Origin of the sequence: Humibacillus xanthopallidus, from assembly GCF_006716675.1 — a bacterium.
In the GTDB taxonomy this organism is placed as follows: domain Bacteria; phylum Actinomycetota; class Actinomycetes; order Actinomycetales; family Dermatophilaceae; genus Humibacillus; species Humibacillus xanthopallidus_B.
This window is the reverse complement of the sequence record NZ_VFPM01000003.1, coordinates 131,034-144,698: the sequence shown is the minus strand read 5'-3', so window position 1 is coordinate 144,698 and position 13,665 is coordinate 131,034. Positions and strand designations below refer to the sequence as shown.

Below are 13,665 nucleotides of genomic sequence, written 5' to 3'. Positions count from 1 at the left end.
CTGGGTCATCGGCGTACCGAAAGCCGAAGCGCCCAGACCATCGTCGACCCAGGCGCTCTGAGGCATTGCGCGTCTTTAGTGGGCTGCGTCGAACGCGGCCACAATCCGCTGCGGGATCCGTCCACGAGCGGGCACATCATGCCCGTTGCTGTGCGCCCAGGCGCGGATCTCCGCGTTACGGGAGGCGCCCGCGGCCGCGAGCCGCTGACGGGTGCGTGCGGGCCGGCCTGAGGTTCGTGCCCGGTCGGTCCAGTGCCCGAGGTTCTTGCGGAGCTCCTTCGCATTCTTCTCCGAGAGGTCAATCTCGTAGGCCTTGCCATCGAGGGCGAACGAGATGGTCTCGGCTGCCTCAGTGCCGTCAATGTCGTCAACCAGAGTGGTGATCACTTGTTGGGCCATGACGAGATGGTAGGGGCGGTTGGCTCCGGTGGAGCGCCGCCTCTCTGAAGGAAGGTCGTTCTGCGGCGAAATCTCGCGACTTTATCGGCGGTCGGCTCTCCGCTGGGGGGCGTTCACCGTACGGTGAACGCGTGGACGGGGGGACCGACGATACGCGCATTCTCCTGCGCTACGCCGGCTCTTGCCGGATCTGTGGGGTACCGCTCCCCGCCCGGGCCGAGGCGGTCTATGAACCGACGACGAAGACGGTCCGATGCATCAGCCACGACGAGAGCTCGCCAGTCGAGACCTCAGTCGCGAGTGTCGTCGAACCTGCTGCCGTGGCCGTCGTGGAGTCCGGTACCGCGGGAGCGTCAGCGCGTCGCGAGTTCGAGCGGCGCAAGACCAAGAGGGAAGAACGCATCCGGACCAAGCACCCGAAGCTCGGCTGCCTGATCCTCGCGCTCGCCGACGAGCGACAGTCAACGACCGCCTGGGACACCGGCGCAGCCGGAGAAGAGCGACTCGGCAAGGGCCTGGACCGCCTCGCCTCAGACACGCTCCGGCTGTTGCACGACCGGCGGATCCCGAGAACACGGGCGAACATCGACCACCTGGCCGTGACTCCCGGCGGCGTCTACGTCATCGACGCCAAGAAGTACCGCGGCCGTCCCCACCTCAAGATCGAGGGAGGCATCTTCCGGCCCCGTATTGAACGACTGCTCGTCGGGTCCCGCGACTGCACCAAACTCGTGGACGGAGTGCTCAAACAGGTCGACGTGGTGCGCGGGCTGCTCGACATCGACGTCCAGGTCCACGGGGTGCTCTGCTTCATCGACGCAGAGTGGCCCCTGATCGGCGGCACCTTCACCACCCGGGGCGTGCAGGCGTTGTGGCCCAACAAGCTCCACCCCCAGCTCCAAGCAGAGGGCCCATACACCCGCGAAACCATCGCCGAGATACACCGCAAACTCGCCCACGCTCTCCCATCTGCCTGAAGCACCCACCACGCCGAAACGCGGCGATATGACGCTGCAAGGACTGTCGAAAGCCCGCCATCTGGACGGGCTACCAGTCCTCGTCTTCTTCTCGCCGGTGCTCTTCGGCCATCTGGTCGATCTGCGCCTGGAAGCGATCTCGAGCCGCCAGAAATTCGGTGCGTAGCTCGTCGTCGACGGTCTGCTCGGCGGCGTTCGCGGAAGCGTCTCGGGCGCGGTTCAACTCCTCGGAGACGCCGTTTGTCCATCCCCAGCCTCGGAGACCCATTCCGTCGCGCCGGATGCGCTCGAGGACTTCCTCTCCCGTGTTGGTTTCGCGTGCGCCTCGCATTGCGGCTTCTGCCAGGCCGGGCTGGTTGGGGGCCCAGAGCGGAATCGGGGCGAGGCAATCGAGGAAGGCAATCAGCTCGGGTCCGGTGAGGTTCTCGCACAGGCTGGCGAGAGCGTTAGCCTGGTTCTCGGTGAGGTGATGGTTGACGGCTGCGTCTATGACTTGACCGATGGTGGTCGTCTCCTGACCGAGGTGGTCGTGGACCCAACCGGCGAGCGTGTCGGCGTGTTCGTCGAACGCGTGCCTGAGCTCGTGGATGTCAGTAGGGACGGGTTCTTCTCCATGCGAGAGCTCGACAAGGTAGTCGAGGACGAGTTGGGGGTGCACGGTCGCGATCCCGGTGAAGATCTCCTGCACGGCGTAATTGTCGAGGCCGGCGCGGGTGATGAGAGGTAGGAGCCTGATGGCTGTTTCCGCATCCAGGCTCGACCCGTACTTGCGGCCGTCGTAACTGCACGAGTCCTCGAGTACACGGGTGGCTCCTAAGGGCGAGATGTCGTGTCCGAGTAGAACGTCGACAGCTTCGACCGGGTTGGTGCGCAGGTAGCCGCCGGCCGCGCGTAGGAAAGCCTGCACTACGTCGGGATCGTCGTCGGTGAGACCGTGGGTCCAGACGGTGGTGAACTCCTCGGCGTGGGGGTCCCATCCCGCGCGGGCGAATCCGGCAGCGATGGACAGGCGCACCTCTTTGCGGCCGGTTCGGACCGCGCCCCGTACCCAGGCGATGGCTTCGTCTGGGCTGGTCCGCACCCATCGGTCGATGAGAAGGTCCAGGGCCTCGTCGAGTGGCCCGGGCTCGTTGCCGGCGATTCCGGTGGCGATAGCTCCCAGCAGTTCGGGTGCTTGCTGTGCGAACTGGTTCCACAGGCCCATGAGGATGATGTGCTTGTCTGCGCGGATCTGTTGGACTTCGCGAGCGGTCCGGTCTAGGAGTCCGAGAACGGCGTCGGCGTCACCGAACTGGATGAGGCGCCGCGTGAGGTTCTCGTTGCGGGCAGCGACGTGCTGGTCTCGGGCCTCAATCTTGGCGCGGATGGCGGCATGCTGTTCCGCTTGTCGCTGCTCGTCGGTGAAGTCCCTGGTTCGCTCCTGTTCTGCGTATCGCTCGGCTTCGAGATCTTCGATCGGCGGCACGTGCAGGATGCGCTTGGGCGGCCTACCCCACTCTCCGCTGAGGATGAGTTCGGCCATCTGGTCTTCCAGGTCGTCGTTCGCATCCAGGCGTGCTCCGAGCGCCATCGCGGCGTGCTGGAGCCGCAGAGATGTCGCGTGCTCGGCGCTCCACGAGACGACTTCGCGGACCTGGCGTCGTACGACCGCCGATGGAGTCTGGTCGGCGATCTGCTCGAGAACGGCGATAGTGGCAAGGTCGTCGTCCTCCCAATTCAGGATTGCGTCAGTGCCGACGGATTGTCCGAAGTAGCCGTGAGGTTGGTGCAGGGCTTCGCCGAGGAGAGCCAGTGCCGCCCCGGCCAAGTGGAGGTTGGTCGACACTGCTTGCGCGAGGAGCAGTTCACGAATCTGATCGCGGACTGGCCGCACCGCGGTGGCAGAGATGAGGTGGGGCCGGAACTGGAGGGCACGAATGCTCGATTGAACTGTCTCGAGATCCTCCTTCGCGAGCAGAGGTTTGAGCGCGAACAGCGGGGTCGTGACCTCGTCGCCATCGGCAGGTTCTTCCAGCCAGACCGCTACGCGGGCGACGATGCGTCGAGGGAATGAGGGGTCGGGCAATGTGGCGAGCTTCGCGAGGCGGTCAGTGACCATCCGGTCGGCGTGGTCTGGGTTGGAGTTGGTTGGCCGTGCGTCCTTCTTGCGGAGGGCCCACAGTGCATCGAGCGCCCGCTCGAGAACCTCTGGGTCGTGGGCGGCGGCTCGTGCATAGAGCTGGGGCATTCTGGCGCGGACGTCGTCGCGGTCCCGTGGCCTTAACCGCGACCAAGAAAACCGGTAGGCCGGGTCTTCAGGATCCTCTGGCACGGGTACGCCCGCGGCATCCTCCTTGTCGAGGCGGTGCCGCAGCTCGTCGAGCACCTCGATGAGCGCCGTCGGCTGGGTAGCCGCGAGCTGCTCGAGCTGGTCGAGCTCGCTGCACAGCCGCGAGCAGTAAGGGCTCTTCAGGCGATCGCGGATGGCATCCCAAACGCGCGCCATCACGTTCGGGCCGTGATTGTGGGTCAGACGCCAGTCAAGTTCACCTAGGGACAGCGCGAGGCGGTGATGGTGGTCGGCACCGAACTCGTTCCATAGTTCGCCGACAAAGCCGCTGTCGTACTTCTCGAACGCGGCAACCATCTCGACGATCCGGTCGGCGAGTACTTCGGGGACAACGCGCACATGGTCGCTGTGGTTGACCAAGATGCCGCGATCCGTGAGCACGCGAACGAGTTGAGCGAGCTCGATGACCGTCAGGGCGCAGAACGCGGCGATGCGCGCCTGGAGAGCCTCGCTCTCGTGGACTGGTTGCAAGCATGCGTAGGTCGCGATGACTCGGCGGGTGGTGCTGGCGTCAAAACCTTCAACGACGCCGGGCACCAGAAGTTCTTGGTAGCGGGCGAGGACCAGTTCCCGGAGGTTCGAGTTAACGGCGATGGCGCCGTTCAGCTGGTGGGTGCGGATGAGATTTGTCAGGATGACGGTCACGTGGGGGCTGTGCGTGGCCTGGTCGGCGAGGTAGTTTCGTAGTTCGAAACTCAGGTCGAGGTCTTCGACGAGGCCTCTCACGAGTCGTCGCGCGTCAGCCAGCTTGAGCTCTCCGACTTCGATGGTGGTGCGCTCGTCCGGTCCGAACGGCGCGAGGGAAACGCGTTCCGCGACGGCTCGGAGCGCGCTGGGCCGGGTAGCGAGGATGACTTGGATGTCGGGTTCGCTGCGCGCGGCGGCCAGCAAAGGCGCGAGTGCGGCCGGGTCATTGTGTGCGTCGTCGATGAACACGATGGACGGCGCAGCCCGCAGCTCGGCCATCGCCGCCGCGTCGAAAGTGTGATGGGCAGACAGGCAGGCGATGGGAACCGTGGGGTCGTGCTCCCGCTGGCCGGCGAGTGCCTCGGCGATCAGACGGGACTTGCCGCGGCCGCCGGGAGCGCTGACCACGACGACCTGCCGGAACGTCTCCGAGTTCCGGTCCAACGCATCAGCCAGGCCCTTCAGCTCGGATTCGCGCCCAGCCAACGGTCCGAGGTCGTTCATCAGCGAGTCCGGGTTGCGCCGGCTAGACCTGAACACATCGAGGGACACGAACGCGTCACCGGGTGAGTTGACGAACATTCGGCGTACGTCGACACCCCAGAACCGCTCGATGAGTTCACGCTGGACGTGCGCAGGGAGCAGCCGGACCATCTCGGTCAGGTTCCGGCGGTCCAGCAGCGTCCATCCGTCGTGCCTGAGCATCTCCTCTCTGGCTTGCTGCTTCGCGATCCCTCCGTAGACCAGGTACAGCTCGTCGGCGTTCTTGAACGTGACCGCGTCGACCGCGTCGCGGACGTCGGCAACCGTGAGCTTCTCGAGCTGTTTGACCTGCCAGGCGGCGGGGACGTCGTCGTTGAACCTGCCGAAGAAGTCAATGCCGTCCTGCTTGTCGCCGGGCACCCCCCACCGTTCGACGTGGGCGACGTGGCGGACGCCTATACCGAGCAGACGCTGGGCTACTAAGACCGCTTCGGTGAAGTCCTCGAGCTCTGCGTCAGTGAGCCAGGGGGTGGGAAGCAGTTTCGGCTGCTTATGGGACATCAGCCATTCGAGCGCCGATGGACGCTCATCCGGGTTACCGTGCTCGCTTGTCTTCCTCTGCGCCATTGAGGGTGTCCTACTTCTTGGCTTGGCCTACTTCCGTGGTGATCCCGGCGCCGGGTCTGGCGCCGGTGATGGAGTAGGCGTCGTGGTGGCGGGGAGCATCACCCTAAGGGACGAGGTCGCCACGTGCTGAGCTTGCCGCTCGACCTGAACGATTCACATGCCTCTGCTCGGGAGTGCGGAGAACGAGTTCTCCCTTCAAGGCTATCGAGCGGGCAGGAGTAACTGCGGCTCGGTGCAGACGCAGAGGAACGACAACGTGGAGAGGCCCGCCGCCGGGCTGAAATCATCGGTCCGCAGGGCAGATCGCCGGAGTGCTGCAGCATCTATTAGTCAGCTGGGCTGACTGAGCAGACCCGCATCACTCTGGGCGATAGGGGCGCCCAGAGCGGGCAATATGCCGCACCCACTCGAGGGTCACTGGGCGCGTCGATGGGGCAAGACGTCGCGCGACAGGGTGCGCCCTCGTGCGCAGGGGACGCTAGTCGCGAGCTTCACCAAACTATGGCCAGTGGGGAGGCAGCCTTGGCTGTCCGGCTCCAGCGTGCGTGAGGTGGTCAGTTGGGCAGCCCCCACGGGACCGCCGACGTGGTCATTGGGATCGACCAAGGCGATCTCGTGGCGTGACGCCTAGAACTTGGCCAGCTCGCGGAGAAGGGTGCTGTGAGGCTGGGGTGGAGGTGGCGCCTCCACCCCAGCCTGTCTACACCTGCTGCTCGATGGTCCCGCCGGGGTTCCGCTTCGCAGTCCCCGGAGTTACGAATCGGCCGGTCGAGGCGGATCGGTAAACTGAGCGGTTGTTCGCGGATCCGGACCCGACCTGCTCGGTCGTGGTCTTCGATGGCCACCGGGCTGCGGCGGCCTTGCTGACGAACCGGCCCGAGCCGGCACTGCGATTCACTGAGCGTGCCATTGTTCCCTCCTGGAACATGGATCCCGAGGTTGAAGGGCCGAGGCTGTTCCTGGGCCGTGTACGCCACTACGCTCGCCGGACCACTAGTCATGGTTGCCGTCGTCGTATGACCTCGGTGCTGGGGCAGGTCCGCGTGTCGGCGGGTCTGCCCGTTCTGTCAGCCCAGGTGGGCTGGCAGAGGATCAGGGATACGGTCTCGTTCTTCCTCATGACCCCGTGCGCCGTGTGTCTCGCCGCTAGTAGCGGTCTAGCTGGTCACCGTCACCGTCTCCGTGAGGAACCTAGTCAGGCGTGTCGTGGTGCACCCGGCTACGAGATGCGGTCGACCTCGAGGGCCGCCCTTCGGCGACGTCGTGCACCCAGAAGTGATCATTACAGTCCGCCGTCGGCCGGCGTCGGCTCAAATTTGAACGTGCCCGCGTCGGCGTCGAACACGATGCGTCCGCGTCCGGCCGCTCGCACCCGACGCCAGACGGTAAATGCAGTGAGGATGGCGTGCTCCCACTGCGCCGGGGTGCGCACCCCGACCTCCATCTGCCCGGTGAGCTGCTCGACCTGCAGTAGCAGCGACTGGTCCAGCCGCTCGACTCCCTCGAGGTAGTCGTGCTGCGCCGCGTACGCGAACACCGCGGCGGACAGTCCCTCCTCGATCGCCACGGCGCGGCCTCCGTCCTCCTGCTCGTCTACGACTGGGTTGCTGCGCCGCTTACGACCCATCAGGGCTCGGGTGACGGGCGACCATCCGAGCAGGGTGGCGAACGCGAGATGGAAGACATCGTGGTACCGATAGCCATCGTCCACGGCGGAGGCATCGGTCAGATCACTGCCGATCTGGACGCCGTCCACCATCATCCGCACAACGTCGCTGCCGTCGTCGCGCTGGCCGACGACGAGGTCGACGACGCCGCGGCGCGGCAGCCGCTCACCGGGCGGGTAGTTCGCGTCGAGTTGGTCACACGTTGTGAGCTGCCAGCGGGCTTTGGTCTTCTCCAAGTTCGCGGTGGCGATCTCGTTCAGGTCCAGGCCGAGGTCGTTGGCCACCGCGGCGACGTACCAGAGGACGTCGCCGAGCTCCAAGCGCATCCGTGCCTTCCAGAACGCGTGGGCCTCGCCGTCGCGGAGGTGCTTCTTGTACTCGCTGGCCACCGACCCGGCCTCCCCGGCCAAGCCGAGCAGATGCACGACTAGTGCATCTTCGCCGTCAGCACGGTCACGCTGGTCGGTCCCAAGTGCCTTCTGCTGGAAATCCCGCAGGTCCATCGTCCCTCCCTTGGCATTCCGACACGTTGTCGGATAACCCAACACTGTTGTACCATCCGACAAGGCAGTCGGCAATTCCAACACAGAACTGGTCATCCTAGGAGGGCTCGCGTGGACGTTGAGGACATCGAGAACATCATCATCGAGCTACTCGCGCAGGAGCGTGGCTGCCCCCCGGCAGATCTGCGGCAAGAGCTGTTGGCGGGTGGGGCTGACATGCCGGTCGACTCGCTGCTCGCGGTGGAAGTGCTCGTCCGGGTCGAGGAGATCATGGGGGTGCGCTTGGAGGCCAGCCCGGCCAACGGGGAGGCGATGCGGTCAGTGCGAGCGTTCGCACAGGCGATTGCGGACGCGGCAGCGCCCGCGGCACCTCAGTCACCTGCTGCCGGCGGAGCGCCGGCGTGAGCACCGAGGCGCAGGAGTGGAAACGGCTGGGCGCCCGGCTCAAGGGCGTCCGGGAGTACCTGGGTCTGTCCCAGCAGCATGTCGCGCAGGTCACCGGTATCTCCCGCTCGGCCATATCCGAGATCGAGCACGGTCGCCGAAAGGTGGACAGCCTCGAGCTGCGCAAGTTCTCCAAGCTATATAAGTACCCGGTCTCGGCGCTGCTGGGCGAGCAGCCCGGCGGTGACGAGGAGTCCCTTGACGCGATAAGCGCCCTGGCCCGGGCGGTAGGTGACCTGACCGACCAGGACATGACCGAGTTGCTCCGGTACGCGCAGTTCCTGAAGTTCAACGGCCGGCCGGGGGTCGAGTAGCCGTGAACGACCGGGGTCGTCAGGAGGAGGACGGTCGCGGGGCAGCACACCCTCGCCCGCGGGTTGTGCTGCCACGAGGGGCGGCACGCCCGACGTCGATGACGTGGCAGCAGGCGCAGTCGGCCGCAATGCTTGCGGCGGCTCAGGCGCACGCCGACCTCCGCGTGAACCGGCGAGAGCCGTTCGTCGACGTGGTCGGGGCGCTCGCGGCGTCCGGGGTTGCGCACCTTATGTGGCGGCCGATGGGGACGTTATTCGGTGCGTACTTGAAGCAGCCGGGCGTTCCAGTCGGGGTCCTCGTCAACAACGGCATCCCGTTCCCAGCCCGCCGGATGACGCTGGCGCACGAGCTCGGCCACCACTGGTTCGGCCACTCCACGAGCCTGGATGACGAGCACACCGCCGGTGGGTCTGGTGGAGGTCGGGCCCGCCGGTGGAGCGACCGGGAGAAACTCGCCGAGTCATTCGCCGCATGGTTCCTCATGCCGGCCCCGGCCGTGCAGGCCGCGGTCCGGCTGGTGACCGGTGGGCCGCCGTTGAGCACCCCGGAGCAGGCGTACCAGCTGTCGCTGCTGATGGGTGTGCCGTACCGGACACTTGTGCGACAGCTGCAGACGGTGCGACAGGTTTCGTCGCAGACCGCCCGAGCGTGGGCGGCTGTCCAGCCCGGGCGGCTGAAGGCCCGTGCCGTCGCCGGCTTTCCGGCGCAGGCGAGCGGCCGCGCCGACGTGTTTGTCGTCGCGCCGACGTACGACCAAGTGACGTTGGTGGTCAAACAAGGGGACCGGGTGTTGTTCGACGCTCGCCCGGCACCTGCTCCCGCGTCTGGCGTGGGTGCGTCGCAGGGGTGGCCGCAGTGGCTGGTGCCCGTCGTAGGCTCCGGTGAGGGGACGTCGGTGGCGTTCGACGTCTTGGCCAGCTCACCGGATTCCGGTAGCGCGCGGGAGTGCGAGATCGAGGTCGAGGCTGACCCGGAGTTGAAGCTGGTGACGCTCACTATGGCCAGCGGTGGAACGGTGCAGGTGCGGGTGGCGTCGCGACCTCGCGGACTGGAGCAGGGTAGGAGTCTCGGATGAGCACGCAGGTAACCACGACCAGTTCGAGCCTGAGCGAGGGATGGGCCAAGACAGTGCGCAGCCTGCTCGGCTGCCCGAAGCGCAAGGCGTTCCACACGGTGACGGTGATGACTGACCCGACCAGCGAGGACCCGGACCTGCGTGCCGGACTCGATCGGCTCCTGGCCCGTCACCACATGCAGCCGGTGGTCGAGGTGGCCAACACGGTGTTCCCGCAGGCGCTCGCAGAAACGTCGACCGACGCCTACCATCTCGGGCGGCGGTACCGGGCCATATACCCGCGGCTGCGCCAGCTCGACCGGGACAACGTATCCGGCACTTACTTCGGTCGCCTGGTCCAGTACCCAGCATCCCGCGGTTCGGTGGACCAGTTCGCAGAGGTGGTGGCACGGATGAAGGTGCAACGTGCCGCAGGTGCCGCCGGGGTCAGAAAGGGCGTGATGGGTGCGGCGTACGAGACGACGTTGCACGAGCCCGGCGACGCGGTTGCGTATCTGGCCACACAGGTCCCCGGGACCGACCACCGGTACCGCGGCTTCCCGTGCCTGACGGGGCTGAGCTTTCAGCTCATCGACGACCAGGTGCACCTTCTGGCCCAATACCGGTACGAGTACCTGTTCGCCAAAGGGTACGGCAACTATCTCGGTCTGTCCCAAATGATGACTTTCGTCGCCGACGAAGTGGGTGTGCTGCCGGGCCAGCTCACCGTCGTGACCGGCCGAGCCCACGTGGACCTGACCGCCAAGCACATCGGCCCGCTGATTGACGGGTTCGTCCTGGACGTCTGAGCCCGGCGGCGGGCGGAGGCCTGTCAACTGGCCAGTGCGGGCTCACCCACCTTGTCGTTCAGACCCCACTTGGGTGGGAACCACGGCCGCATCATTGAGGGGTTGGCGGTGAACTTCTGCTTGATGCGGGTCCTACCGGAGTGCCCGACGTGGTCGGGATGGACGACCCGCGCATACTTGTCGACCTCGCAGAAAAGGTTCTGGCAGTCGATGAGCTGCAGTGGACGCCCGTAGAGACCGCCGAAGGTCAGGCCTAGCCGGGTGAAGTGCTCGTCCTGGTGCTCGGCCATGTAGGCGATGATGTCTGCTTCGATGCCGCGAGCGCTGTCACCGAAGCACTTGCGGATTCCGTCGCGCGCCCCGGGGCCGGGGACGACGAAGTCCATCTCATCGAACGACAGGGCGGCCGAGTAGTTGAGGTCGATGAGGAATTGGTATGCAAGGAACGGTCCGATACCGGGCAGTTCCGCCAGGAGTCGGTACGCGTCCCGCATCGTTGGTGCGTGCCGCACGTGTTCGAGGACGCGCTGGTGAAGAAGGTACGCGAGCAGACGGAGGTGGTTCGTGTGCTTGCGCACAGCTCCGAATGGTGGGGGCGGGACTATGTACGCGGCGGAGTACAGGCGGGTGCCCGCCTCGATTCGTGAGCCGAGAATGCGGTTGTACACCTCGACGTCGAACCCCTTGTGTGTGGGCGTCTCGTCCAGCGCCTCGCAGAGCGCCTGCCAAGTCTCGACCTTGTTGAACATCTTGAACAACAGGATGCGGAACATGACTTCGATCGGGTCGTCTGTGTCAGGTAAGTACGCGACGTTGGATATGAGGTACTGGCTGACCCGATCAGCGGCCCGGTAGCAGTTCGTGAACCGGTGCCCGGCAATGACCTTGTCCTGGGTCCATGGTCCGTCCTCACCGCGGATGCGGGCCTGGTAGACCGCGTGCCGTTCGGCAGCGAACCGCCAGTACGTGTCGAACACCGGAGTCGGTGTCAGCCTGCGGTCCGCCACCAGGATGGCACCTGCGCTCCGGTACTTGCCGTCTTCAAGGGCTAAGGCGCGGCTAGACGCATATGTCCCGCGCTTCGTCGGGGGGTTCGCCGCTGTCTGCGCACTGTGCTTCATGGACGCTCCTGATTGGTCCGGATGCCAAGACACCCTAGGGGTAGGTGGGGCGCCGGCCGCGCAGGCGGTGCCGGTGTCCGTTCGGGGCGTGCGAAGTGTCCTGTGCGGTCGGAGTTCTGGCTCATTCGTCGGCGTCGTCAAGGATCTCGCCGGTCTCGAGGTCGACGACTTCGGGGGTGAGGTGTCCGGTGTCGACGAGGTGCAGTCGCATGGTCTCGCTGGGGTCTCGGCGTGTGGGCTTGAGGAGGGCTTCGTCGTGGGCGTAGACGGTGTCTCGTTGCTGGACGGCCCGTTCGGCGCCGTGGCGGTTGTAGCGGCCACGGGCGGGCCAGTCACTGTGGCCTTCCTCGCAGTGGTCCTTCAGGCGGGTCCGAAGTCGTTCGGTGAAGGCGGGCAGCGCGTAGCGGTGCCACTCCTCGAGTGCGTCGCTGGTGAACCCGAGGCCGGCGCGGCGGCGTTGGTCGGCCAAGACAGCGATCTCGTGCACGAGGTGCGGGTGCTGGGGCCAGCAGGGCGGGATGATGCCGACGATATCCCAGACGTACTCGAGGTTGAGCCAGGCGACGACCTGGTCGAGCCAGAGCCAGAGTTCGCGCCGGAGCTGAGGGTCCCTGATGCTGGTCGGGTCCCAGGGTCTGGGCAGCATACGCAGGTCGCCGAGGGCTTTCTTCTGCTCTGCGGTGCCGTTGGCGGCGAGGTGCAGCTCGCGGTAGCAGTGCGTCAGTCCCCGGCCCGGTTCCGGGAAGGGTCGGACCATGGGGGTCGGCGGGAGCTGTGGCTCGGAGGTGACGCTCATCGCCGCACCGTGAACTGCGGCGTCATGTTCGAACCCTCGGTCGTGTCACTAGACAGGCCGTGACGTCGCGCTTCGACGAGCGCTGCGGTGGAGCGGGCCTCCGGGGTGACCACCAGCCGGCGTCCCTCCCCCAGCCGGGCACGGGCTGCGGCCTGCTCGGCGAGGAGCCGCCGCCCGGTGCGCCCGTCGACGCACCGGTGCAGCGCCGCGATGATCGGTTTGCCGTTCTCGGCGACGACGAGAGCGTGCCGTTCCTTGAGCTGGCGGACCTCGGCGCCGGTGAGGATGGGGATGTCTTCCCCGGCGACGTTCCGGCCACCGCGGTGCCCGCTCTGCCAGCTGGTGCGGGCGACCCGGACGGGTCCGAGAAGGTCGCTGATCTCCTGGTTGAACGCGACGTCCTTGGAGCCGCCGAAGAGGACGAGGGTGTTCGTCAGCCCGAGCAGCGTCCGGGCCTCCTGGTCGCCGAAGATCGCGGTGAGCTGGGGCCGGGTCTGCGCGGCCCAGATGAAGGAGATCCCGAGGGCGCGCTCGTTGGCCATCCGGGTACGTAGCGTGGGCAGCGGCGCGGTGGAGGGCAGCTCGTCGAGGCAGGCGAGCATCGGCGGGCAGAGCCTGCCCCAGCGGGACTGGTTCGCGGCTGCGAGTGCCGTGTCGAGGACGTGCTCGGCGACGGCTGTCATCAACGGGGACGCGCTGGCGTACGGGTCCTCGCGTCCGAGCAGGTAGATGGTGCCGCGCCGCGCGATGACGTCGGCGACATCGGTCGCGGGCCGTCCGGGCCCAGGGACGCAGCGGCGCCTGATCGGCTCCTGGAAGAACAGGCTCATCGTCTGCTGCACGGTGGTGATCGTGTTCCCGGCGGTCCGTTCATCGCCGCGGAGCGCCCCGAACAGCAGCCCGTGCCAGAACGGCGCGGCGTGCGGGTGCTCCCGCAGGATCTCCGTCGGGTCGGTGGCACTGAGCGGGTTCGCGACCCAGCGCAGCACGTCCTGCAGGGTGCGACCCGTCAGAGCCGCCGCGTGGAAGTAGGCCTGCAGGACCTTCGCGGCCTCGGCCGCGTAGAACCGGGCGGCGTCGTCACCGTGTCCGCCGGCGACGGCGCCCTTGACGGTGCCGGCCGTGAACGCCTTCGCGCGCCGCTCGGCCAGCATCGGGTCAACGCACCCGTCGATCGGGTCCCAGACCAGCTCGGGCAACCCGGACGCGGCACCGAACGGGTCGAGCACGACACACGGCCGGTCGTCGGTCGAGCGGGCCGTGAGACTCAGCAGCAGGTCGTCCAGCTTCGTCAGCGTCACCAGGGCCGCGCCGGGCGCCTGCAGCAGCGCGGGGATCAGCGCGTCGAGGGTCTTGCCGCTGCCCTGGGGGCCGATGACCCCGGCGGTGCGGTCCCACGGCACCCACAGCTGCCCGCCGCGGGGCTGGGACGAGGTGCCGAGCCGCCATCCCAC

At 66.8% G+C, this 13,665-nt stretch carries 11 protein-coding genes; 5 read left to right on the top strand and 6 right to left on the bottom strand.

Translation table 11 applies throughout. The features are described 5' to 3' along the window. Positions 1-75 precede the first annotated feature (75 nt). Complete coding sequence (locus FBY41_RS15825) at positions 76-399, bottom strand: histone-like nucleoid-structuring protein Lsr2 (RefSeq protein WP_141845266.1); 324 nt, start codon at positions 397-399, stop codon at positions 76-78. Positions 400-530: 131 nt separating this feature from the next. Between FBY41_RS15825 and FBY41_RS15820 the strand changes: the two genes are divergently transcribed. Then, the gene (locus tag FBY41_RS15820; RefSeq protein ID WP_260439833.1) at positions 531-1,376 is read left to right on the top strand and encodes a nuclease-related domain-containing protein; all 846 of its coding nucleotides are present in this window, start codon (positions 531-533) and stop codon (positions 1,374-1,376) included. Between the two features lie 70 nt (positions 1,377-1,446). Here FBY41_RS15820 and FBY41_RS15815 read toward each other — a convergent pair whose 3' ends face one another. Continuing rightward, complete coding sequence (locus tag FBY41_RS15815; protein WP_141845265.1) at positions 1,447-5,502, bottom strand: hypothetical protein; 4,056 nt, start codon at positions 5,500-5,502, stop codon at positions 1,447-1,449. A gap of 1,282 nt (positions 5,503-6,784) precedes the next feature. Then, on the bottom strand, positions 6,785-7,672 hold the full coding sequence (locus FBY41_RS15805; protein WP_141845263.1) for a nucleoside triphosphate pyrophosphohydrolase family protein: 888 nt from the start codon (positions 7,670-7,672) through the stop codon (positions 6,785-6,787). Positions 7,673-7,783: 111 nt separating this feature from the next. On the opposite strand from FBY41_RS15805, the gene FBY41_RS15800 reads away from it, so the two are divergent. The 4 genes from FBY41_RS15800 (at position 7,784) to FBY41_RS15785 (ending at position 10,294) form a co-directional block, all read left to right on the top strand. Beyond that, positions 7,784-8,077: an acyl carrier protein gene (locus FBY41_RS15800; protein ID WP_185749105.1), complete on the top strand. Its 294-nt coding sequence runs from the start codon at positions 7,784-7,786 to the stop codon at positions 8,075-8,077. Next, a complete protein-coding gene (locus tag FBY41_RS15795) occupies positions 8,074-8,430 on the top strand; it encodes a helix-turn-helix domain-containing protein (RefSeq protein ID WP_141845262.1) in 357 nt (118 codons plus the stop codon). The genes FBY41_RS15800 and FBY41_RS15795 overlap by 4 nt, the downstream gene beginning before the upstream one ends. A gap of 98 nt (positions 8,431-8,528) precedes the next feature. Next, positions 8,529-9,506, top strand: a complete 978-nt coding sequence (locus tag FBY41_RS15790) for an ImmA/IrrE family metallo-endopeptidase (protein ID WP_141845261.1) — start codon at positions 8,529-8,531, stop codon at positions 9,504-9,506. Further along, positions 9,503-10,294, top strand: coding sequence for a hypothetical protein (locus tag FBY41_RS15785; protein WP_141845260.1), 792 nt, complete (start codon positions 9,503-9,505; stop codon positions 10,292-10,294). The genes FBY41_RS15790 and FBY41_RS15785 overlap by 4 nt, the downstream gene beginning before the upstream one ends. Positions 10,295-10,317: 23 nt before the next feature. Here the strand turns inward: FBY41_RS15785 and FBY41_RS15780 are convergent, their stop codons facing one another. The 3 genes from FBY41_RS15780 to FBY41_RS15770 form a co-directional block, all read right to left on the bottom strand. Further along, positions 10,318-11,415, bottom strand: coding sequence for a nucleotide kinase domain-containing protein (locus tag FBY41_RS15780; RefSeq protein WP_221629316.1), 1,098 nt, complete (start codon positions 11,413-11,415; stop codon positions 10,318-10,320). Positions 11,416-11,536: 121 nt separating this feature from the next. Next, positions 11,537-12,211 (bottom strand): hypothetical protein, encoded by a 675-nt coding sequence (locus tag FBY41_RS15775; RefSeq protein ID WP_141845259.1) that lies wholly within the window; start codon positions 12,209-12,211, stop codon positions 11,537-11,539. After that, positions 12,208-13,665, bottom strand: a complete 1,458-nt coding sequence (locus tag FBY41_RS15770) for a type IV secretory system conjugative DNA transfer family protein (protein WP_260439832.1) — start codon at positions 13,663-13,665, stop codon at positions 12,208-12,210. Before FBY41_RS15770 ends, FBY41_RS15775 begins: the two co-directional genes overlap by 4 nt.

What these genes read in the sequence shown, in the direction of transcription:
- FBY41_RS15825 (WP_141845266.1), bottom strand. Translation starts at nt 399, where the DNA reads ATGGCCCAACAAGTGATCACCACTCTGGTTGACGACATTGACGGCACT.
- FBY41_RS15815 (WP_141845265.1), bottom strand. Translation starts at nt 5,502, where the DNA reads ATGGCGCAGAGGAAGACAAGCGAGCACGGTAACCCGGATGAGCGTCCA.
- FBY41_RS15805 (WP_141845263.1), bottom strand. Translation starts at nt 7,672, where the DNA reads ATGGACCTGCGGGATTTCCAGCAGAAGGCACTTGGGACCGACCAGCGT.
- FBY41_RS15790 (WP_141845261.1), top strand. Translation starts at nt 8,529, where the DNA reads ATGACGTGGCAGCAGGCGCAGTCGGCCGCAATGCTTGCGGCGGCTCAG.
- FBY41_RS15785 (WP_141845260.1), top strand. Translation starts at nt 9,503, where the DNA reads ATGAGCACGCAGGTAACCACGACCAGTTCGAGCCTGAGCGAGGGATGG.
- FBY41_RS15780 (WP_221629316.1), bottom strand. Translation starts at nt 11,415, where the DNA reads ATGAAGCACAGTGCGCAGACAGCGGCGAACCCCCCGACGAAGCGCGGG.
- FBY41_RS15775 (WP_141845259.1), bottom strand. Translation starts at nt 12,211, where the DNA reads ATGAGCGTCACCTCCGAGCCACAGCTCCCGCCGACCCCCATGGTCCGA.